14 protein-coding genes and 3 rRNA genes are annotated in these 21,116 nt (G+C 67.9%); 6 read left to right on the top strand and 11 right to left on the bottom strand.

The window, feature by feature from the left end; all coding sequences use genetic code 11:
• Window positions 1-12 precede the first annotated feature (12 nt).
• The gene (locus DEJ46_RS18570) at window positions 13-1,662 is read left to right on the top strand and encodes a SpoIIE family protein phosphatase (RefSeq protein ID WP_150267895.1); all 1,650 of its coding nucleotides are present in this window, start codon (window positions 13-15) and stop codon (window positions 1,660-1,662) included.
• Between the two features lie 10 nt (window positions 1,663-1,672).
• On the opposite strand, the gene DEJ46_RS18565 is transcribed toward DEJ46_RS18570, so the two are convergent.
• Window positions 1,673-2,944, bottom strand: a complete 1,272-nt coding sequence (locus tag DEJ46_RS18565; RefSeq protein ID WP_190622740.1) for an MFS transporter — start codon at window positions 2,942-2,944, stop codon at window positions 1,673-1,675.
• A 154-nt stretch (window positions 2,945-3,098) separates the two neighbouring features.
• Here DEJ46_RS18565 and DEJ46_RS18560 point away from each other — a divergent pair, with 154 nt between their 5' ends.
• The 4 genes from DEJ46_RS18560 (at window position 3,099) to rrf (ending at window position 9,453) form a co-directional block, all read left to right on the top strand.
• A complete protein-coding gene (locus DEJ46_RS18560; protein ID WP_055642278.1) occupies window positions 3,099-3,665 on the top strand; it encodes a MarR family winged helix-turn-helix transcriptional regulator in 567 nt (188 codons plus the stop codon).
• A gap of 649 nt (window positions 3,666-4,314) precedes the next feature.
• Window positions 4,315-5,840, top strand: a 16S ribosomal RNA gene (locus tag DEJ46_RS18550).
• 289 nt (window positions 5,841-6,129) lie between these two features.
• Window positions 6,130-9,252 (top strand): 23S ribosomal RNA (locus DEJ46_RS18545).
• 84 nt (window positions 9,253-9,336) lie between these two features.
• A 5S ribosomal RNA gene (gene rrf / locus DEJ46_RS18540) occupies window positions 9,337-9,453 on the top strand.
• The 16S, 23S and 5S rRNA genes sit together here, the layout of an rRNA operon.
• Window positions 9,454-9,513: 60 nt before the next feature.
• Here the strand turns inward: rrf and DEJ46_RS18535 are convergent.
• Genes DEJ46_RS18535 through DEJ46_RS18520 form a run of 4 tightly spaced genes read right to left on the bottom strand, consistent with a single transcriptional unit; the run spans window position 9,514 to window position 13,142 of the window.
• A complete protein-coding gene (locus DEJ46_RS18535; RefSeq protein ID WP_150267891.1) occupies window positions 9,514-10,185 on the bottom strand; it encodes a response regulator in 672 nt (223 codons plus the stop codon).
• A complete protein-coding gene (locus DEJ46_RS18530; protein WP_150267889.1) occupies window positions 10,182-11,429 on the bottom strand; it encodes a sensor histidine kinase in 1,248 nt (415 codons plus the stop codon). Before DEJ46_RS18530 ends, DEJ46_RS18535 begins: the two co-directional genes overlap by 4 nt.
• Window positions 11,430-11,442: 13 nt before the next feature.
• A complete protein-coding gene (locus tag DEJ46_RS18525) occupies window positions 11,443-12,243 on the bottom strand; it encodes an ABC transporter permease (RefSeq protein ID WP_150267887.1) in 801 nt (266 codons plus the stop codon).
• Window positions 12,240-13,142 carry an ABC transporter ATP-binding protein gene (locus DEJ46_RS18520; protein WP_150267885.1) on the bottom strand — a complete coding sequence of 301 codons (903 nt, stop codon included), beginning with the start codon at window positions 13,140-13,142 and terminating at the stop codon, window positions 12,240-12,242. The genes DEJ46_RS18525 and DEJ46_RS18520 overlap by 4 nt, the downstream gene beginning before the upstream one ends.
• A 156-nt stretch (window positions 13,143-13,298) precedes the next feature.
• On the opposite strand from DEJ46_RS18520, the gene DEJ46_RS18515 reads away from it, so the two are divergent.
• Window positions 13,299-13,859, top strand: a complete 561-nt coding sequence (locus tag DEJ46_RS18515) for a GNAT family N-acetyltransferase (RefSeq protein ID WP_150267883.1) — start codon at window positions 13,299-13,301, stop codon at window positions 13,857-13,859.
• A 45-nt stretch (window positions 13,860-13,904) separates the two neighbouring features.
• On the opposite strand, the gene DEJ46_RS18510 is transcribed toward DEJ46_RS18515, so the two are convergent.
• From DEJ46_RS18510 to DEJ46_RS18485, 6 genes are all read right to left on the bottom strand, one after another.
• Window positions 13,905-15,377 carry a type IV secretory system conjugative DNA transfer family protein gene (locus DEJ46_RS18510; RefSeq protein ID WP_150267881.1) on the bottom strand — a complete coding sequence of 491 codons (1,473 nt, stop codon included), beginning with the start codon at window positions 15,375-15,377 and terminating at the stop codon, window positions 13,905-13,907.
• Window positions 15,378-16,772, bottom strand: coding sequence for an ATP-binding protein (locus DEJ46_RS18505; protein WP_150267879.1), 1,395 nt, complete (start codon window positions 16,770-16,772; stop codon window positions 15,378-15,380).
• Between the two features lie 20 nt (window positions 16,773-16,792).
• A complete protein-coding gene (locus DEJ46_RS18500; RefSeq protein WP_150267877.1) occupies window positions 16,793-18,346 on the bottom strand; it encodes an SCO6880 family protein in 1,554 nt (517 codons plus the stop codon).
• The gene (locus DEJ46_RS18495) at window positions 18,343-19,680 is read right to left on the bottom strand and encodes a hypothetical protein (protein ID WP_150267876.1); all 1,338 of its coding nucleotides are present in this window, start codon (window positions 19,678-19,680) and stop codon (window positions 18,343-18,345) included. Before DEJ46_RS18495 ends, DEJ46_RS18500 begins: the two co-directional genes overlap by 4 nt.
• Window positions 19,670-20,503 carry a hypothetical protein gene (locus DEJ46_RS18490; RefSeq protein WP_150267874.1) on the bottom strand — a complete coding sequence of 278 codons (834 nt, stop codon included), beginning with the start codon at window positions 20,501-20,503 and terminating at the stop codon, window positions 19,670-19,672. Before DEJ46_RS18490 ends, DEJ46_RS18495 begins: the two co-directional genes overlap by 11 nt.
• A gap of 115 nt (window positions 20,504-20,618) precedes the next feature.
• Window positions 20,619-20,927, bottom strand: coding sequence for a hypothetical protein (locus DEJ46_RS18485; RefSeq protein ID WP_017242359.1), 309 nt, complete (start codon window positions 20,925-20,927; stop codon window positions 20,619-20,621).
• Window positions 20,928-21,116: the final 189 nt, after the last annotated feature.

The following is a 21,116-nucleotide window of genomic DNA, read 5'->3' as shown; positions in this document are numbered from 1 at the left end:
GCATACAGATCCGTGAACTTCACCCGTTGGAGCGCCCGGCTCCCCGGCACGCAGCGCCGCGCGGCGCGGGGGACCGAAGGCTCCGTGCCCGCAGCCCGCGGTGAGTACGGGCAGCAGCTGGAGCAGCTCGCCGAAGGCGCCGCCGCCGACCCCGCCGCCGAGGTCCCCGCCCTGGAGGACTTCTCCGTACGGGAGCTCCTCGGCCGCCTCCCCGGCCTGGTCGCCCTCGTGTACGGCCCGGAGCACCGCATCGCGTACGTCAACGACGCCTACGCCGCCGCGTTCGGCCCCCGCCCCGCGGGCGCCACCGTCGCCGACACCTGCCCGGAGGCCGAGGACCTCGGCCTGCTGCCCCTCATGGACCAGGTCCTGCGCAGCGGAAAGCCCCGCACGGTCAAGTCCCGCCGCACCCAGGACGGCGGCTCGTACACGGTCACGTGCCTGCCCGTCGACAGCCCCCACATCGAGGGCGGCGTCCTCGTCCACGCCACCGACGTCACCGACCACGCCGAGGCCGCCGAGCGGCTCCGCACCAGCGAGCGCCGCCACCGCGAGACCGCCGTCACCCTCCAGCGCTCCCTGCTCCCGCAGGAGCTGGAGCAGCCCGACGACCTGCGGATCGCCGCCACCTACCAGCCCGGCGGCACGGACGCGGCGGTAGGTGGCGACTGGTACGACGTGATCACCCTCGGAGCGGGCCGCACCGCGCTCGTCATCGGCGACGTGATGGGCCGCGGCGTCCGCGCCGCCGCCGTCATGGGCCAGCTCCGCACCGCCGTCCGGGCCTACGCGCGCCTGGACCTGCCCCCGCACGAGGTGCTCCAGCTCCTCGACGGCCTCGCCGCCGAGATCGACGCCAGCCAGATCGCCACCTGTGTGTACGCGATCCACGACCCCAGCGAGGGGAAGCTGGTGTACGCCTCGGCAGGCCACCTCCCGATCCTCGTCCGGGACGAGGACGGCACCGTGCGCCGCGCCGAGGACCCCACGGGCCCGCCCCTCGGCACCGGCGGCTGGCTGCACGCCTCGGGCTCCATCGCCCTGCCGCCCGGCTCCACCGCCGTCCTCTACACCGACGGCCTGGTCGAGCGCCGCCGCGAGGACATCGACGAGGGCGTCGAGGCCCTGGCCCGCGCCCTCGCCGGCGCGAGCGGCACCCCGCAGGTCGTCTGCGACCGGCTGCTCCGCGCCCTGGGGGTCACCGCCGAGCACGACGACGACGTGGCCGTCCTCGTCGTCCAGCACCCCTCCCGCCAGGGCTCGGACGCCGAGCTCTTCCACAACGCGGCCCTGGAGCTCCTCGGCGGGGTGGAGGCCGCACCCCGCGCGCGTGCCTTCGCTTCGGGAGTCCTCTCGTCCTGGCGCTTCCCGGTCGAGCTGCGCGACCTGGGCGTCCTCGCCACCAGCGAGCTCGTGGCGAACTCCCTCCAGCACGGCACCCCGCCCATGCGGCTGCGCCTGCGCCGCACCGACCGCCGCCTGATCATCGAGGTCACCGACGGCGACGACCACCTCCCGCGCCGCCGCAGGGCGGAAACGGAGGACGAGGCGGGTCGCGGTATCTCCATCATCGCGACGATCGCCTCGTCCTGGGGCAGCCGCCGCACACCGGGCGGAGGCAAAGCGGTCTGGTGCGAGTTCGCCCTGCCGAACAAGCCCTGACCGGGTCGGTCTAAACGGCCGCGGTCTCCTTCTCCGGCAGGTGCCGCGCCACGACCTTCGACGGCTTGGCGACGACGAGCGAGGGCTGGTTCTGCTCGGGGGTCAGCTGCCGGCCGAGCCGGACCGCGAGGAACGTGATGCCGAGCGAGAAGAGCACGAACGTCACGATGTACGGACCGTGCAGCGCGGCCCCCATGGGCCCGCCGACGGCCGGACCGACGGCGAGCGCGAGCTGCTTGACCAGGGCGAAGGCCGAGTTGTACTGCCCGACCATCGACTCAGGCGCCAGATCGGCCACCAGCGGCGCCACGGTCGGCGACAGCATCGCCTCGCCGAGCCCGAAGAGCGCGTACGTGGAGACGAACGCGGCGGTCGCCATGGCCTGGCTGCCGTGCCCGAGCCCCGCGTACCCGGCGATCAGCCACGCCACGGTCCAGATCAGACCGACGGCCGCGATCACCCGGGTCCGCTTGCGGCGCTCGACGAACTTCAGCACCAGGAACTGGGCGGCCACGATGACCGCCGTGTTGGCGGCCAGCGCGATGCCCAGCGTCGACGGCTGGATCCCGGCGGCCTCGGTGCCGTAGGCGGCGAGACCCGACTCGAACTGTCCGTAGCAGGCGAAGAAGAGGACGAAACCGAGGACGCACAGCTGCACCATCGCCTTGTGCCCGAGCAGCGCGCGGACACCGCCGCCCTTGCCGCCCTCGGAGGGACGGGCACCGCGCAGCGCGGGGGAGCCCGGCATCCGCACGGTCCCCACGACCGCGGCGAGCACCAGGAACATCGCCGCCTCGATCGAGAACAGCAGGATGAAGCTGCCGGGACGGCTCGTGTCGACGAGCAGACCGCCGATCAGACCACCGACACCGAGGCCGAGGTTCTGCAGGAAGAACTGCATGGCGAAGGCCCTGGTCCGGCCCGCCGGCGTCGAGCACCAGACGATCATCGTGGCGAGCGCCGGCTGCAGCACCGCCGTACCGGCGCCGAGCAGCGCGGCTGCCGCCACGGCAGCGGGCACGCTGGAGGCGAAGCCCATCGCCACCGCACCCACGGCGGCCACGACCGAGGCGACGAGCAGGACGGGCACGGGCCCGCGCCGGTCGATGGCCCGCCCGCTGAAGGGCAGCACCACGAGCGCGGCCATGGCGAAGACGGCGAGAACGATGCCCGCGGTCGCCGCGCCCAGATCCCGCACCTGAGCGACGTACACATAGAGGTACGGCACGGTGAAGCCGAGTCCGAACGCGCTCAGCGCGCTGCCTGCCTGAATACGGCGCATCGCAGCGCCCCTCGCCTTGGTCACACTCACCCACTTCGGTCGCAGGTTCAGAGGTGTAGCTCTGAACCTTGAAGACTTCAACACTAAAGTTAGATCCTTAACAGTACACAGTGAAGGACTTCAACGCCAACGGACCGCGTGGGATACTCACCGCATGTCCGACACCCCCGAGCGGTCCGGCCCGCAGGCCCCCCAGGAACCGACCCTCGACGAGCAGATCGCCGCCTACCAGCGCGAGTACCGCGACCTCGACCCTCAGGTGGAGAAGGTCGTCTCGGCCCTCGGCCGACTGAACCGCCGGATGAATGTGGCGTACGGTCGCCAGCTCGCCGACCTCGGCATCAGCAACGCCGAGTGGGAGGTCCTCAAGACCCTGGTCCTCGCCGGAGCGCCGTACCGCCTGGGTCCGGGCGAGCTCGCCAAGCGACTGGGCCTCACCCCGGCCGCCATGACCCACCGCATCGACCGGATGGCGGGCGAAGGCCTGGTCACCCGCGACCGCGACGAGAACAACCGCGTCCGCGTGATCGTCGAGCTCACGGACGAGGGCCGCTCGAAGTGGCTGGAGGCCATGCGCATGGCCACGGGCTTCGAGGAGGACCTCCTCCAGGACCTCACGGCAGAAGAGAGGGGAGTCCTCGGCGAGGTCCTCATCCGCCTCCTGCGCCGCGTGGAGCTCACCCAGCCGGACGCCGGCGGCCGCCTGACGGACCTGGACTGACCCCACCACCGCGCGCCCCGGCCGGGGGTTGACACGCCCCCCGCCGGATGCGTAATGTTCTCCGAGTTGTCACGGAGCCGGAACGGTTCTTCGACAGCCACTCACGCCGCTGATGCGGCACCTCTACTCAGCACGATCTCCCCACCGGGACGAATTTCGGCATGCCGAAATTCAATTCGAAAGACTCGATTATGAGTTGACGGGGGAATCCGCTAGAGTTTGAGACGTCGGAACGGCCCAACAGCCGGAAAGACAAACCCCGCTGACTGGGGATCAGACGCCGAAAGGATCTGATAGAGTCGGAAACGCCGGAAGGGCCCGGAGCGAAAGCGAAAGGGACCGGAAAGCACCGAGGAAATCGGATCGGAAAGATCTGATAAGCTTCGGAACGAAGGAAAAGCCCGGAGGAAAGCCCGCGAGGGTGAGTACAAAGGAAGCGTCCGCACCTTGAGAACTCAACAGCGTGCCAAAAATCAACGCCAGATTAGTTGATACCCCGTCCATCTTCGGATGGCGAGGTTCCTTTGAAAGTCCTGCCGGCCCTTGTGGCGGGTAGGCAACATACACAGCGAGGACGCTGTGGACGGTCGGCCACATTCCGGCATGACCGTCCCGCTCAACGCGAGTGTCACCCGATTACGGGTAAACATTCACGGAGAGTTTGATCCTGGCTCAGGACGAACGCTGGCGGCGTGCTTAACACATGCAAGTCGAACGATGAAGCCCTTCGGGGTGGATTAGTGGCGAACGGGTGAGTAACACGTGGGCAATCTGCCCTTCACTCTGGGACAAGCCCTGGAAACGGGGTCTAATACCGGATAACACCGGCCTCCGCATGGAGGCTGGTTGAAAGCTCCGGCGGTGAAGGATGAGCCCGCGGCCTATCAGCTTGTTGGTGGGGTAATGGCCTACCAAGGCGACGACGGGTAGCCGGCCTGAGAGGGCGACCGGCCACACTGGGACTGAGACACGGCCCAGACTCCTACGGGAGGCAGCAGTGGGGAATATTGCACAATGGGCGAAAGCCTGATGCAGCGACGCCGCGTGAGGGATGACGGCCTTCGGGTTGTAAACCTCTTTCAGCAGGGAAGAAGCGAAAGTGACGGTACCTGCAGAAGAAGCGCCGGCTAACTACGTGCCAGCAGCCGCGGTAATACGTAGGGCGCAAGCGTTGTCCGGAATTATTGGGCGTAAAGAGCTCGTAGGCGGCTTGTCACGTCGGGTGTGAAAGCCCGGGGCTTAACCCCGGGTCTGCATCCGATACGGGCAGGCTAGAGTGTGGTAGGGGAGATCGGAATTCCTGGTGTAGCGGTGAAATGCGCAGATATCAGGAGGAACACCGGTGGCGAAGGCGGATCTCTGGGCCATTACTGACGCTGAGGAGCGAAAGCGTGGGGAGCGAACAGGATTAGATACCCTGGTAGTCCACGCCGTAAACGTTGGGAACTAGGTGTTGGCGACATTCCACGTCGTCGGTGCCGCAGCTAACGCATTAAGTTCCCCGCCTGGGGAGTACGGCCGCAAGGCTAAAACTCAAAGGAATTGACGGGGGCCCGCACAAGCAGCGGAGCATGTGGCTTAATTCGACGCAACGCGAAGAACCTTACCAAGGCTTGACATATACCGGAAAGCATTAGAGATAGTGCCCCCCTTGTGGTCGGTATACAGGTGGTGCATGGCTGTCGTCAGCTCGTGTCGTGAGATGTTGGGTTAAGTCCCGCAACGAGCGCAACCCTTGTCCTGTGTTGCCAGCATGCCCTTCGGGGTGATGGGGACTCACAGGAGACCGCCGGGGTCAACTCGGAGGAAGGTGGGGACGACGTCAAGTCATCATGCCCCTTATGTCTTGGGCTGCACACGTGCTACAATGGCCGGTACAAAGAGCTGCGATGCCGCGAGGCGGAGCGAATCTCAAAAAGCCGGTCTCAGTTCGGATTGGGGTCTGCAACTCGACCCCATGAAGTCGGAGTTGCTAGTAATCGCAGATCAGCATTGCTGCGGTGAATACGTTCCCGGGCCTTGTACACACCGCCCGTCACGTCACGAAAGTCGGTAACACCCGAAGCCGGTGGCCCAACCCCTTGTGGGAGGGAGCTGTCGAAGGTGGGACTGGCGATTGGGACGAAGTCGTAACAAGGTAGCCGTACCGGAAGGTGCGGCTGGATCACCTCCTTTCTAAGGAGCACAGTACCGATTGCAGACAAACGTTCTGCACGGTCAGCTCATGGGTGGAACGTTGATTAGTTGGCACGGTCTCAAGGACCTCTTCACAAGTACTGCTTCGGCGTGGAACGTGACGAAGGCCCGGAGGATCGTGCTTGGCACGTTGTTGGGTGTCTGAGGGTACGGCCGTATGGTTCGTATCTTCGAGGATGCCGGCCCCAGTGAACTCATCGGTTTGTCCGGTGGGGTGATGGGTGGCTGGTCGTTGTTTGAGAACTACACAGTGGACGCGAGCATCTGTGGCCAAGTTTTTAAGGGCGCACGGTGGATGCCTTGGCACCAGGAACCGATGAAGGACGTGGGAGGCCACGATAGTCCCCGGGGAGCCGTCAACCAGGCTTTGATCCGGGGGTTTCCGAATGGGGAAACCCGGCAGTCGTCATGGGCTGTCACCCATGCCTGAACACATAGGGCATGTGGAGGGAACGAGGGGAAGTGAAACATCTCAGTACCCTCAGGAAGAGAAAACAACCGTGATTCCGGGAGTAGTGGCGAGCGAAACCGGATGAGGCCAAACCGTATGCGTGTGATACCCGGCAGGGGTTGCGCATGCGGGGTTGTGGGATCTCTCTTCTGTCGTCTGCCGGCGACAGGACGAGTCAGAAACCGTATGGATAGGCGAAGGACATGCGAAAGGTCCGGCGTAGAGGGTAAGACCCCCGTAGCTGAAATTCATACGGCTCGTTTGAGAGACACCCAAGTAGCACGGGGCCCGAGAAATCCCGTGTGAATCTGGCGGGACCACCCGCTAAGCCTAAATATTCCCTGGTGACCGATAGCGGATAGTACCGTGAGGGAATGGTGAAAAGTACCGCGGGAGCGGAGTGAAATAGTACCTGAAACCGTGTGCCTACAAGCCGTGGGAGCGTCGCTCATTGGGTTTACCCAATGGGTCGTGACTGCGTGCCTTTTGAAGAATGAGCCTGCGAGTTTGCGGTGTGTTGCGAGGTTAACCCGTGTGGGGAAGCCGTAGCGAAAGCGAGTCCGAATAGGGCGATTTAGTAGCGCGCTCAAGACCCGAAGCGGAGTGATCTAGCCATGGGCAGGTTGAAGCGGAGGTAAGACTTCGTGGAGGACCGAACCCACCAGGGTTGAAAACCTGGGGGATGACCTGTGGTTAGGGGTGAAAGGCCAATCAAACTCCGTGATAGCTGGTTCTCCCCGAAATGCATTTAGGTGCAGCGTCGTGTGTTTCTTGCCGGAGGTAGAGCACTGGATAGGCGATGGGCCCTACCGGGTTACTGACCTTAGCCAAACTCCGAATGCCGGTAAGTGAGAGCACGGCAGTGAGACTGTGGGGGATAAGCTCCATGGTCGAGAGGGAAACAGCCCAGAGCATCGACTAAGGCCCCTAAGCGTACGCTAAGTGGGAAAGGATGTGGAGTCGCAGAGACAACCAGGAGGTTGGCTTAGAAGCAGCCACCCTTGAAAGAGTGCGTAATAGCTCACTGGTCAAGTGATTCCGCGCCGACAATGTAGCGGGGCTCAAGCGTACCGCCGAAGTCGTGTCATTGCAGCAATAGGGCCAACGCCCGCTGTGATGGGTAGGGGAGCGTCGTGTGCCGGGTGAAGCAGCCGCGGAAGCGAGTTGTGGACGGTTCACGAGTGAGAATGCAGGCATGAGTAGCGATACACACGTGAGAAACGTGTGCGCCGATTGACTAAGGGTTCCTGGGTCAAGCTGATCTGCCCAGGGTAAGTCGGGACCTAAGGCGAGGCCGACAGGCGTAGTCGATGGACAACCGGTTGATATTCCGGTACCCGCTTTGAAACGCCCAATATCGAGCCCATTAATGCTAAGGCCGTGAAGCCGTTCCGGACCCTTCGGGGAAAGGAAAGTGGTGGAGCCGTCGACCCAAGGTGGTAGTAGGTAAGCGATGGGGTGACGCAGGAAGGTAGTCCAGCCCGGGCGGTGGTAGTCCCGGGGTAAGGGTGTAGGGCGTGTGATAGGCAAATCCGTCACGCATTAAGCCTGAGACCTGATGCCGAGCCGATTGTGGTGAAGTGGATGATCCTATGCTGTCGAGAAAAGCCTCTAGCGAGTTTCATGGCGGCCCGTACCCTAAACCGACTCAGGTAGTCAGGTAGAGAATACCGAGGCGTTCGGGTGAACTATGGTTAAGGAACTCGGCAAAATGCCCCCGTAACTTCGGGAGAAGGGGGGCCATCACCGGTGATAGGACTTGCTCCTTGAGCTGGGGGTGGCCGCAGAGACCAGCGAGAAGCGACTGTTTACTAAAAACACAGGTCCGTGCGAAGCCGTAAGGCGATGTATACGGACTGACGCCTGCCCGGTGCTGGAACGTTAAGGGGACCGGTTAGTCACATTTCGGTGTGGCGAAGCTGAGAACTTAAGCGCCAGTAAACGGCGGTGGTAACTATAACCATCCTAAGGTAGCGAAATTCCTTGTCGGGTAAGTTCCGACCTGCACGAATGGCGTAACGACTTCTCGACTGTCTCAACCATAGGCCCGGTGAAATTGCACTACGAGTAAAGATGCTCGTTTCGCGCAGCAGGACGAAAAGACCCCGGGACCTTTACTACAGTTTGATATTGGTGTTCGGTTCGGCTTGTGTAGGATAGGTGGGAGACTTTGAAGCCGTGACGCCAGTCATGGTGGAGTCGCCGTTGAAATACCACTCTGGTCGTGCTGGATGTCTAACCTCGGTCCGTGATCCGGATCAGGGACAGTGTCTGATGGGTAGTTTAACTGGGGCGGTTGCCTCCCAAAGGGTAACGGAGGCGCCCAAAGGTTCCCTCAGCCTGGTTGGCAATCAGGTGTTGAGTGTAAGTGCACAAGGGAGCTTGACTGTGAGACCGACGGGTCGAGCAGGGACGAAAGTCGGGACTAGTGATCCGGCGGTGGCTTGTGGAAGCGCCGTCGCTCAACGGATAAAAGGTACCCCGGGGATAACAGGCTGATCTTCCCCAAGAGTCCATATCGACGGGATGGTTTGGCACCTCGATGTCGGCTCGTCGCATCCTGGGGCTGGAGTCGGTCCCAAGGGTTGGGCTGTTCGCCCATTAAAGCGGTACGCGAGCTGGGTTTAGAACGTCGTGAGACAGTTCGGTCTCTATCCGCTGTGCGCGTAGGAATATTGAGAAGGGCTGTCCCTAGTACGAGAGGACCGGGACGGACGAACCTCTGGTGTGCCAGTTGTCCTGCCAAGGGCATGGCTGGTTGGCTACGTTCGGGAGGGATAACCGCTGAAAGCATCTAAGCGGGAAGCCTGCTTCAAGATGAGTATTCCCACCTCCTTGAGAGGGTAAGGCTCCCAGTAGACCACTGGGTTGATAGGCCGGATGTGGAAGCCCAGTAATGGGTGGAGCTGACCGGTACTAATAGGCCGAGGGCTTGTCCTCAGTTGCTCGCGTCCACTGTGTTAGTTCTGAAGTAACGAACACGCCCCCCTTCGGGTGGTGCGGCGGTTCATATCTTCATAGAGTTTCGGTGGTCATAGCGTTAGGGAAACGCCCGGTTACATTCCGAACCCGGAAGCTAAGCCTTTCAGCGCCGATGGTACTGCAGGGGGGACCCTGTGGGAGAGTAGGACGCCGCCGAACAATCATTGTGGGAAAGCCCCGCACCTTATGGTGCGGGGCTTTTCTGCGTTTACGGGCCGGTCAGGCCGGCGTCACCAGTTGGGTGTCGTAGGCCAGGATGACCGCCTGGACGCGGTCGCGGGCGCCCGTCTTCGCGAGGATGCGGCCGATGTGCGTCTTCACCGTGGACTCCGCGAGATGGAGGCGCTCGGAGATCTCCGTGTTCGTCCAGCCCTGGCCGACGACCGTGAGGATCTCGCGCTCCCGTTCCGTGAGGGAGGAGAGGCGAGGGTCCTCCTGGGGCGGGGCTGCCGGGGCGGCGGACTGCGGCAGGTGGTGGATGTAGGCGTCCAGGAGACGGCGGGTCAGGCTCGGGGCCACGACCGCGTCGCCGCTCGCGACCGCGCGGATGCCCGCGAGGAGCTCCTCCGGCTGGGCGTCCTTCACCAGGAAGCCGCTCGCGCCGGCGCGCAGGCCCTCGTACGCGTACTCGTCGAGGTCGAAGGTGGTGACGATCAGGATCCGGGTGCGGGCGCCCGTCGCGACGATGCGGCGGGTGGCCTCGATGCCGTCGAGGCCGGGCATGCGGATGTCCATCAGGACGACATCGGGGTGGTGGCGGTCGACCAGGCGGATCGCCTCGGTGCCGTTCGAGGCCTCGCCGACGACCGTCATGTCGTCCTGGCTCTCGAGGAGCATGCGGAAGCCGAGGCGCTGCATCGGCTGGTCGTCCGCGATGAGTACGGTCGTCACGAGGGGGAGCCTTCCAGGGGGAGTCGGAGACGGACGTGCCAGCCGCCGGCCGGCAGGGCGCCGGAGTCGAGCCGGCCGTCGTAGAGGGCGGCGCGTTCGCGCATGCCCGTGAGGCCCTGGCCCTGCCCCCGGTGGGGGCGGGGGGCCGTCGGAGTGCCCGTGTCGACCACCTCCACCAGGAGTTCCTTCGGGGCGTACGCCAGGAGGACGGTCGCACGGGCCGACGGGCCCGCGTGCTTGAGGGTGTTGGTCAGGGCTTCCTGGATCACGCGGTAGACCGTCAGCTGGGCGCCCGGGGCGAGGGGTTGAGGGGACGGCTCGTCGCGGACCTCCAGCTCCACCGCGAGGCCTGCCTTCCGTACGCCGGTGAGGAGGGTGTCCAGGTCGGCGAGGGTGGGCTGGGGGTCGCGGACGGCCTCCTGTTCGTCGTCGCGCAGGACGCCGAGGAGGCGGCGGAGGTCGTCGAGTGCCTGGCGGCTCGTCGTGCCGATGGCGTCGAGGGCCTGGGCGGCGCGCTCGGGGCTCTTGGCCGCCGCGTACCGGCCGCCGTCCGCGAGTCCGGTGATGACCGAGAGGTTGTGGCCGATGATGTCGTGCATCTCGCGGGCGATCCTGGTGCGTTCGGCGGCGGCGGCGAGGCGGACCTCCTGGTCGCGTTCGACCTCCAGGCGGCGGGCCCGGTCGACGAGGCCGGCGGTGTGGTCCCTGCGGGAGCGGACCACGATGCCGAGGAGGGCGACGAGCGCGTACGCCCACAGGGCGGGGATGACGCGCTGGTCCCAGGTCTCGTGGGGGAAGCGGACCGCGCCCGTCACGAGCGGCGTCAGGATGAGGGCGAAGGCCCAGAGGAGCGCGCGGGGCGGGCGGCTGAGCGCGAGGTGGAAGACCGGGATCGCCTGCAGGTACCCGGCCTGGAGGAAGGCGCCGGAGGCGTCGCTGACGAGTGCCGCGCAGGACATCACGGCGAGCGCCGTCAGGGGACGGCGGCGGCGCCAGCAGAGCGGCAGGGAGAGGGCCAGGCTGAGGACGAGGACGAGCCAGGACGGTACCGACGGGTCCCGGGCGGTGTTCTGCCAGCCGCCCGTCGCGTCCACGAGCGCCGCTCCTGCCCAGGAGAGCGTCAGCGTGGCGTCCCACACCCAGGGGTGTCGGACGTCGAAGGCGCGCGTCCGGGTCAGCAGGCGCTGGATGTGCCTGCTGAGGCCCGTCGCCCCGGCCGTGTGCGGTGTCTCCCCCGTGATCATCCGGCCATCATCCTCATACGTCGCGGCGCTTGAGCAACAGGGCGGGGACCAGGAGGGCCGCGGCCGCCCAGAGGAACAGGGCGAGGAGTGCGGCGCCGGGGGAGGCCGCGCCGGGCATCGGGGTCGCGGAACCGAGGGCTCCGGCCGCCTGGGTGGGGAAGTACCGGATGACCGTGTCCATGGCCTCGTACGGGAGCATCCCGAGGATCTCGGGGACGATCAGGACCCCGCCGACGAAGGCGCCGATCGCGCCCGGGACGGAGCGGAGGGCGGCGCCGAGGCCGAGGGCGATGACACCGAGGAGCGTGACGCCCGCAGCGTTGCCCGCGACGGCGGCGAGGACGCCGTCGTCGGTGAGGGACGCGGCCTGGTCGGTGCCGGAGAGGAAGATCTGGGCCGTCAGGAAGGTCATCAGGGCGGTCAGGAGGGAGAGCGTGAACACGACGGCGGTGTAGACGGTCGCCTTCGCCCGCAGGACGGGGAGGCGGCGGGGGACGGCGGTGAAGGTGGCGTGGGCCAGGCCCGTCGCGTACTCGCCGGCGGTGAGGAGGATGCCGAGGACGGCGAGGGCGATACCGCCGAGCTGGGAGCCGTAGAGGGTGAGGACGACGGTGTCGACGTCGGAGTCGCCGCCGTCGGAGGTGTAGGTGGAGCCCATGAGGATGCCGACGCCGAGGACGAACGCGACGGCGGTGAGGACGGTGATCCAGGTGGAGCGGACCGTCCACAGTTTGTGCCACTCCGAGCGGAGGACGCGGGTGGTCGTGAGGCCATGGGTCGGGGTGGTGGTGGCGGGCACGGCGGTGGTCGTCATGCGGGGGCTCCCTGGTATTCGACGGAGTCGCGGGTGAGGTCCATGAAGGCCTGCTCCAGCGAGGCGGCCTGCGGGGTGAGTTCGTGGAGGGGGATGGCGTGGGCGGCGGCCGCGCGGCCGATCTCCGGGGCTTCCAGGCCGGTGACGAGGAGGGTGTCGGGGGCCTCCGTGGTGAAGCGTGCGTCGGGGAGGAGACGGCGGAGGCGGTCCGCTTCCGGGGTGACGACCTTCACCGAGGTACCGCCCGAGGTCCGTACGAGCTCGTCGACCGTGGTGTCGGCGAGGAGCCGGCCCTTGCCGATGACGATGAGGTGATCGGCGGTGAGGGCCATCTCGCTCATGAGGTGGGAGGAGACGAGGACGGTACGGCCTTCGGCGGCCAGGGACTTGAGGAGGGTGCGGATCCAGAGCACGCCCTCGGGGTCGAGGCCGTTGACGGGTTCGTCGAGGACGACGGTGGCCGGGTCGCCGAGGAGCGCGGCGGCGATGCCGAGGCGCTGGCCCATGCCGAGGGAGAAGCCCTTGACGCGTTTGCGGGCGACGTGGGTGAGGCCGGTGAGGGCGAGGACCCGGTCCACGCGGGTGCGGGGGATGCCGTGGGTGTGGGCCAGGGCCATGAGGTGGTCGTATGCGGAGCGGCCCGGGTGCAGGGAGCGGGCTTCGAGGAGGGCGCCGACCCGGGTGAGCGGGGCGCGGTGGCCGGCGTAGGGGCGGCCGTCGACGGTGGCGTGGCCGCGGGTGGGGGCGTCGAGGCCGAGGATCATGCGGAGAGTGGTGGATTTTCCTGCGCCGTTGGGGCCGAGGAAGCCGGTGACGTGTCCGGGGTGGACGGTGAAGCTGAGGTCCTGGACGACGGTGGTGTCCCCGTACCGCTTGGTGAGGTTCTCTGCTCGGATCATGGCGACGACGCTACGGAGCGGGCGACGGCCGGACGTCGGACCGTGGGAGTGTGCCGGGGCGCGCGTGTAGTACTGGGGTACGACGGCCGGTGCGGGGTGGGTGTGTGAGGGAAAAGTCCTTGTCAGGGGGGTCTCGCCGTGGCGAGGATCGAGGGCATGGACTATTCGATTCGTACCATCCGCGCCGACGAGTGGGAGCAGGTCCGTGCGCTGCGGCTTGCCGCGCTCCAGGACCCGGTCGCGCACCTGGCGTTCCTGGAGACGTACGAGGACGCCGAGGCGCGGCCGGATTCCTTCTGGCAGGAGCGCACGGTGAAATCCTCGGAGAGCGGGCCCGGTGGAGTGCGCCAGTTCGTCGCGGAGGCGCCGGACGGGCGCTGGGTGGGCACGGCGACGGTGCTCGTGGAGCGGGCCGCGGCGGAGACGTTCTTCGGGGATGTGCCGGTGGTCGAGCAGACGCATGTCGTCGGGGTGTTCGTACGGGACGAGGCGCGTGGCTCCGGGGTGATCGAGGCGCTCTTCGAGGCGGCGCAGGCGTGGTCCTGGTCGCTGGAGCACCGGGTCGAGCGGGTGCGGCTGTACGTCCACGGCGAGAACGTCCGGGCCCAGGCGGCGTACCGGCGGCTCGGGTTCGTGGACACCGGTGTCCGGGTCGCCCTGCACGGCAGCCCGGTCGCGCAGGAGTTGGAGTACGAGGTGCTGCGGCCGGCGGGGTAGGTCCGCTTCTCGGCGGCTGAGCGTTCCTCAGCGGTTCGGCGTTCCTCAGCGGCTCAGGGAGTTCTCCGGCCAACGGGATCTGGCTTGTTCGGGGGACCGCATCAGGGCCAGGGTCGGGAGGCCCTGGTCGTGGCCGTTGGCGAGGAGCTCCGGGAGGTGGGGGAGCGGGGCCACGGCGGCGACGTCGTCGAGGACGAGCGTCAGTGGTGGGTCGAGCCGACCGTCGGATGACCGTGCGGCCATGCGGCGGCCGTGCTCGACCACGCTTGCGGCGAGGGCCGTGAGGAGCGGCATCGCGCCGGGGTGGGCCCGGGGGTTCTCGATCGGTTCGCCCACCACGTAGAGCGTGCCCCCTTCGGCGAGGAAAGATGCGAGGGCCAGCGAATCCGTTCGATTCGGGACGCAGGCCTCGCGGATGTGGATCGAGGAGAGCGCGGCGAGTGCACGGGCCGTCAGTTCCTGTGCCAGGCGGCGGCTTTCGGGGTGGGCGGTGAGCGCCGATTCGAGGAGGCCGGCGAGGCCGGAGGCGGCTTTGGGGTGGCTGCGCAGGATGCGTACGGGCTCGTGGGCGCCGGCGCCCTGGGCCCAGCGGTGGACCTGGCGGAAGGGGCGGCCGTCGACGGCGGCGGCGTGCAGCCAGCAGCGCAGAAGCGTTTCGGCGGTGTCGGCGGTGGCCGCGTCGAGACGGGAGTGCGGGCGTACGGGGGCGAGCAGGGCGGCTGCCCGCTGCTGGGCGACGGCCGGGTCCTCGCAGTGCTCGGACGGGGACCAGTGGAGGCGCCCGGGGGTGTCGCAGAGGTGGCCGGGGTCGTGGACGAGGACCGGGCCGAGCTTGCCGCGCGCGTCCTTCGTCGAGGACCACACGGTGGGGTCGGAGGTGACGGCCAGGACGGGGCCCTCGGCGTCGTGGATCGCCTGGACGGCGACGGGGTGGCGGGTCTCCGGGGGGCCGTAGACGAGGCGGGTGGTCCGGCCGGGGGTGGGGCCGGGGTGCGCGGCCGGTGCAGGCTCGGGGGCCTGTGCGGCGGGGAGCGGCTCGGTGGGTGCCGGGGACGGGGCCGGCTCCGTGCGGGGCGGGGCGATCCGGACGGTCTCGGCGGGTGCCGTCGGGGCCGGTTCCTTACGGTCCCGGGTGGCGTGGGCGTACACGCCCGCCTTCCGGTTCGCCCTCACCGCGCGCCAGCGGGCGATCGTGCCCAGGGCGAAGATCGCGAGGACCAGCAGGATCATCGCCTCGCCGATGAGGAGGCCCCAGAAGAGCCCGTACCCCGAGAGCTGGTCCGGCGGGGTGGCCGGCCAGGCCGCCGCGAGGTCCGTGGGGGCCGTGGCCAGGGAGCGCAGGGCCGCGGGCGTGCCCATGAAGGCGACGCCCCGCGGCCAGGCCCCGTGGGCGAAGAGCCCGGCGAGGCCCGTCGCCGTCCACACGAGGGCCGTGAGGCAGAAGAGGAGGCCGAACAGGCCGAGCAGCAGCCCGTCGGAGACTCCTCCTCCCTTCCGTGCCGTGTCCGTCCTGTCCATCTACGCCACCGTGGACTGCGAAGTGCCGTTCATCTGCTGCTCGATGAGGATCGCGCGCTGCTCCGTCTCCCACTCGAGCTCGGGATCGACGACGGAGGACTCGGTCATGGCGCGGTCGGTGTAGACGAGGGGGCGTTCCTTCTCGGTGATGAGGTGTTTGACCACCTGCACGTTGCCGTTGACGTCCCAGACCGCGATGCCGGGGGTGAGGGTCGGGATGATCTCGACCGCCCAGCGCGGCAGGCCGAGGACCCGGCCCGTGTTGCGTGCCTCGTCGGCCTTCTGGGCGTAGATGGTCCGGGTGGAGGCCATCTTGAGGATCGCCGCGGCCTCCTTGGCCGCGGCTCCGTCGACGACGTCGGAGAGGTGGTGGACGACGGCGACGAAGGACAGGCCGAGGCGGCGCCCGAACTTGAGCAGGCGCTGGAACAGCTGCGCCACGAACGGGCTGTTGATGATGTGCCAGGCCTCCTCGACGAGGAAGATGCGCTTCTTCCGGTCGGGGCGGATCCAGGTGTGCTCCAGCCAGACGCCGACGATCGCCATGAGGATCGGCATGGCGATGGAGTTGCGGTCGATGTGGGAGAGGTCGAAGACGATGAGGGGCGCGTCGAGGTCGATGCCGACGGTCGTCGGACCGTCGAACATGCCCCGGAGGTCGCCGTCGACGAGCCGGTCGAGGACGAGGGCGACGTCCAGGCCCCAGGCGCGTACGTCGTCTATGTCGACGTTCATCGCCTCGGCCGATTCGGCCTCGGGGTGGCGGAGCTGCTCGACGATGTCGGTGAGGATCGGCTGGCGGTGGGTGGTGTGCTCGGTGACGTAGGCGTGGGCGACCTTGAGGGCGAAGCCGGAGCGCTCGTCGAGGCCGTGGCCCATCGCCACCTCGATGATCGTGCGGAGCAGCGCGAGCTGGCCGGTGGTGGTGATCGAGGGGTCGAGGGGGTTGAGGCGGATGCCGGAGTCGTTGGCGACCATCGGGTCGAGCCGGATGGGAGTTATTCCCAGCTCCTGCGCGATGAGGTTCCATTCGCCGACGCCGTCCTCGCCCTGGGCGTCGAGGACGACGACCTGCCGGTCGCGGAAGCGGAGCTGGCGGAGCACGTACGTCTTCTCCAGGGCCGACTTGCCGTTGCCGGACTCGCCGAGGACCAGCCAGTGCGGGGCGGGGAGCTGCTGCCCGTACAGCTGGAAGGGGTCGTAGATGTACCCCTTGCCGCTGTAGACCTCGCGGCCGATGATCACGCCGGAGTCGCCGAGGCCGGGGGCGGCGGTCGGCAGGTAGACGGCCTGGGCCTGTCCGGTGGAGGTGCGGACGGGCAGGCGGGTCGTCTCCACCTTGCCGAAGACGAAGGAGGTGAAGGCGTCGGTCAGGACGGACATCGGATCTCGCATCGGACGGTGCCCCTTCGGCCTTAGCGGCGGATGCCGGTCGCGAACGGCAGGGTGTTCACAAAGGCCCTGTGGTGCTCGCGGTCGCACCACTCCAGCTTCAGGTACGACTTGCCGGCGGAGGCCCTGATCGTGCGCTTGTCCCGGGCGAGGGCCTCGGGCGAACGCGACGACACCGTGATGTACCCGACGAGGTTGACTCCGGCAGCGCCGCTGGCGAGATCTTCACCCCGCTGGTCGAGCCGGCCGTGGGCGGCGATGTCGCGGGGGTCGACGGTGCGGTTCATCTTGGCGGCGCGGCTGGCGTCGGCCTCGTCGTTGGTCTTCTCGGTGAGCATGCGCTCGATGGCGACCTCGGTGGGCTCCAGGTCCATGGTGACGGCGACCGTGCGGATGACGTCGGGGGTGTGGACGAGGAGCGGGGCGAGGAAGTTGACGCCGACGGGGGTCATCGGCCACTCCTTCACCCAGGCGGTGGCGTGGCACCAGGGGGCGCGGGTGGAGGACTCGCGGGTCTTGGCCTGGAGGTACGTCGGTTCCATCGCGTCGAGTTCGGCCGGCCAAGCGTTTCGTTTCGTCATGGCCTGGATGTGGTCGATGGGGTGGTCCGGGTCGTACATGGAGTGCACGAGGGAGGCGAGCCGGGACTGGCCGAGGGGCTGGCGTACGCGGATGTCGGCCTCGGCGAGGCGGGCGCAGATGTCGGTGAGCTCGCGGGCCATGACGACGGCGAGGCCGGCGTCGCGGTCGAGCTTGCGGGCGCCGGAGGCGTGGCGGGCGGCGCGGGCCATGACGTTGGCCTCGGCGGCGAGTTCGCGGGTGTAGTGCATACAGGCGACGAGGTAGGCGCGGTGCTGCTCGCTGGAGGTGGAGACCATCGACTGGAGCTGCTCGTACGACTCCTTGAGCCAGGCGGGGGCCGTCGTGTCGCCGCGCTGGGTGACGTCCTTGGCGTGGGCGTCGGGGTCGGCGGGGAGGGTGCGGGCCAGCATCTGGAGGCGGGTCACGAAGCCGTCGCCGTTGGCGACGTGCTTGAGGAGGGTGCCGAAGCGGTCGACGAGGGCTTCCTGGTCCTCGCTGTCGCGCAGGCCGACGCCGGGGCCCTCGATCTCGATGGCGGCGGTGACGGTGCGGCGGTCGGCGTGGAGGAGTACGGCGATCTCGTCGGGGCCGAAGGGAGCGGCGAGCCAGCCGACGCGGCCGATGCCGGGGGGAGGGCCGATCTCGACCTCGCGGCCGTCGAGGTGGGTGCCGGACTCGGCGGCGACGGAGCGGTAGGCCGTGCCGCGCTTGAGCATGCGCTTGTAGCTGCGGTTGATCTCGAACCACTTGTAGAAGGTGCGGCCCTTGTACGGGAGGTACACGGCGGCGATCGCGACCATGGGGAGGCCGGCGAGGAGCGCGATCCGGAGGGGGAGGACGGGGACGAGGAGTCCGCTCATCATGCCGAGGAAGGCGCCGACGATGATGAGGGCGATCTCGCCCGTCTCACGGTTCTTGCCGACGATCGCGTTGGGCCGGGCACGGCCGACGAGATACGTACGGCGGGGCGCGACCGGCTGGGACTGGGTCGTCAACGCCCTCCACCTCCAGAGTTGCGGTTGCTGTGCGGGGTACCCGTGGTGGGACTGCTGCTACGGGGCGCGGGTGGGGGCGTGGCCCCGCCGCCGCGGTTGTCGCCGCCGCGGCTGCTGTGGGCGGCGACGCCGCCGGCGAGGGGGTTGGCGGGGCGTGCGGCCTGGGAGCCCTGGGCGCCGCCGCCTCCGCTGTCGCGGGTGCTGTGGGTCTTGATGCCCTGCGAGACGAGGGAGGCGGGGGAGGAGATGACGGCGGCGGCGGTGTTCTCGCCGGCGCGGTGGAGCCGGTTGTTGCGGGAGGCGGCGATCTCGTCGCCGAAGCCGGGGACGAAGCGGTAGATCACGGCGGAGGCGAAGATGGCGAGCAGGATGATCGCGAGTCCGGACACGACGGCGGAGAACGAGTCGGGTCCGGTGCCGGAGGAGAGCGCGCCGGCGAGGCCGAGGACGATCACGATGACCGGCTTGACGAGGATCACCGCGATCATGATTCCGGCCCAGCGGCGGACGTGGCCCCACATGTTCTTGTCGACGAGGCCGGAGTAGACGACGACGCCGAGGAGGGCGCCGACGTAGAGCATCACGGCGCGGAGGAACAGCTCCAGGTAGAGCACGCCGGCGGCGAGGACGGTCACCAGCGACACGATGATCAGCATGATGGGGCCGCCACCGATGCTGTCGCCCTTCTGGAGGGCCTGTTTGAAGCTGCCGAAGAAGACGTCGGTCTGCTGGCCGGTGCCGGAGGCGATGACCTCGGTGACGGCGTCGGTGGCGTTGACGACGGTGTAGAGGATGAGCGGGGTGAAGGCGGAGGCGAGGACCGTCAGCCAGAGGAAGCCGATGGCTTCGGAGAGGGCGGTGGCGAGGGGGACGCCTCGGATGGCCCGCTTGGCGACGGCGAGGAGCCAGAGGAGGAGAGTGAGGACGGTGGAGGCGGCGAAGACGATCGCGTACCGGCCGAGGAACTCCGTGTTGGTGAAGTCGACGTCGGCGGTTTCCTTGACGGCCTTGGAGAGGTAGTCGATGGTCGCGATGGCGGCGTCGGCGCAGCCTCGGGCGAGGGAGGAGAGGGGGTCGAGGGCGGTGGTGGGGTTGGGCAGGGGTGCCTGGTCGCCGCCGGACTCCCTCTCGCAGAGCTGCCGGGCCGTTCCCGTGAGGAGGTCGCACTCCTTGTTGCCGACGGGCGGGGTCGGTGCGGGGGCCGACGGCGTCGGGGCGGTCGGCGTCGGGGTGGGGGCCGCCTGGGCGGCCGGGGCGAGCAGGAAGGGGGCGGCGAGGAAGGCGGCGAGGGCCGCGGTCGTCGCGCGTCCGGCCAGGCTTCGGTCAGCGGGCATAGGTGAACCCTCCGTATCCCTCGACGGCCTCGGCGATCTCGTCGGCCGTGGAGGCGCGACTGTCGCCGTTGACCGGGGTGGGGCCCTCGCTCTGGCTGAAGGACTCCACGCGCCAGTCGCCCCCGACCCACTTGAGCTTCTGCGTGATGGTGAACCAGGTGGAGGTGACGGGCTTGGTCGAGCCCGCTCCGGCGAGGCCGCCCAGGCCGGTGCACCAGACCTCGACCGTCGCGGAGTCCTCCGTGTAGTCGCGGACCTTGGTGCCGATCGGGATGGTGCGTGAGACGAAGGTCAGGCCGGTGGGGGCGGTGCCGTTCTCGTCGAGTCCCATGCCGGCCATGAGGCCCGCGGAGTAGGAGGCGTCGAGCTTCTTCAGGAGGTCCTCCACGACCGCGGGGTCGTGGATGGCGCGCACGATCTCCGCGCGGGGGCCGTCCTGGAACATCTCGGCCGAGCCGAGGACCACCGCGTAGTTCGTCGCCGCGCTCTGTGCGCCCTGGTCGGTGTGGGCGAAGCCGGCCGGGAGTTGGCCGTTCTTGCCCGTCACCGGGCGGATGCCCGTGGCTGCTGTCGGGGCCGCGGCGCCCGCGGTGCCTGTCGTGGGGGCCGCGTCCGCCTCGTCTCCGCCGCCTCGGTTGGCGAAGGCGATCGCCGCGATGAGGAGGACGACCACGCCCACGACCGTGATCAGGGAGCGGGAGCTGCGGACGGGGCGGCGGGCGCCGCCGTAGATGTCGCCGCTGTTGCCCTCGGGCAGGCGGGTCCGGGTCTGGCCCGAGCCGCCCACGCCGCCGAAGCCGTCGTGCTCGTCGCCGAGACTCATGCCGGGTACGCCCCCTCACTCGTTCGCGGGTACGACAGTGCTGCAACATGGCTGGGCATCAGGGAACGCAAACACGACATCAGCAGGCCTCAGGGGAAGGGAGTCCGACGGGGGATCAGACGGCCATCCCGTACACGATGGTGAACAGCGTCCCCAGTGATCCGATGATGAAGACACCGGTGAGGCCGGCCACGATCAGGCCCTTGCCCTGTTCCGCGCTGAAGGTGTCGCGGAGTGCGGTCGCGCCGATGCGCTGCTTGGCGGCTCCCCAGATGGCGATGCCGAGGCAGAGCAGGATGGCCACGGCCATCACGACCTCGATCATGATCTTGGCTTCGGCGCCGAGGCTGCCGAAAGGGCCCCAGTTAGGGGCGATTCCACCGATGATGGTGGTGATGTCGCCCTTTTCTGCCGCCAGGTACATGTAACTCACCGCCCCTGTTGGGTAGTTAACTGCCCCTGCCGGACGGCATGGGTCATCGCCCTATCTTCGCTGATGAAACCGCTCGTGTGTGACGCCTTGACGGGTCTCTTTACCCGATCCCCGCACACTTGACCGGTCTGACCGTCTTGACCTGCGGCGGTGTGGCCGGTTTCCATGCGAAGAAGCGTA

The organism is Streptomyces venezuelae (assembly GCF_008642375.1).
GTDB lineage: Bacteria > Actinomycetota > Actinomycetes > Streptomycetales > Streptomycetaceae > Streptomyces > Streptomyces venezuelae_G.
This window is presented reverse-complemented; position numbering and strand designations above follow the sequence as displayed.

Bases quoted from the DNA above. Each gene is read 5' to 3' on its own strand.
- DEJ46_RS18565 (WP_190622740.1), bottom strand. From the start codon at position 2,944: ATGCGCCGTATTCAGGCAGGCAGCGCGCTGAGCGCGTTCGGACTCGGC.
- DEJ46_RS18560 (WP_055642278.1), top strand. From the start codon at position 3,099: ATGTCCGACACCCCCGAGCGGTCCGGCCCGCAGGCCCCCCAGGAACCG.
- DEJ46_RS18530 (WP_150267889.1), bottom strand. From the start codon at position 11,429: ATGATCACGGGGGAGACACCGCACACGGCCGGGGCGACGGGCCTCAGC.
- DEJ46_RS18525 (WP_150267887.1), bottom strand. From the start codon at position 12,243: ATGACGACCACCGCCGTGCCCGCCACCACCACCCCGACCCATGGCCTC.
- DEJ46_RS18520 (WP_150267885.1), bottom strand. From the start codon at position 13,142: ATGATCCGAGCAGAGAACCTCACCAAGCGGTACGGGGACACCACCGTC.
- DEJ46_RS18515 (WP_150267883.1), top strand. From the start codon at position 13,299: ATGGACTATTCGATTCGTACCATCCGCGCCGACGAGTGGGAGCAGGTC.
- DEJ46_RS18510 (WP_150267881.1), bottom strand. From the start codon at position 15,377: ATGGACAGGACGGACACGGCACGGAAGGGAGGAGGAGTCTCCGACGGG.
- DEJ46_RS18505 (WP_150267879.1), bottom strand. From the start codon at position 16,772: ATGCGAGATCCGATGTCCGTCCTGACCGACGCCTTCACCTCCTTCGTC.
- DEJ46_RS18495 (WP_150267876.1), bottom strand. From the start codon at position 19,680: ATGCCCGCTGACCGAAGCCTGGCCGGACGCGCGACGACCGCGGCCCTC.
- DEJ46_RS18490 (WP_150267874.1), bottom strand. From the start codon at position 20,503: ATGAGTCTCGGCGACGAGCACGACGGCTTCGGCGGCGTGGGCGGCTCG.
- DEJ46_RS18485 (WP_017242359.1), bottom strand. From the start codon at position 20,927: ATGTACCTGGCGGCAGAAAAGGGCGACATCACCACCATCATCGGTGGA.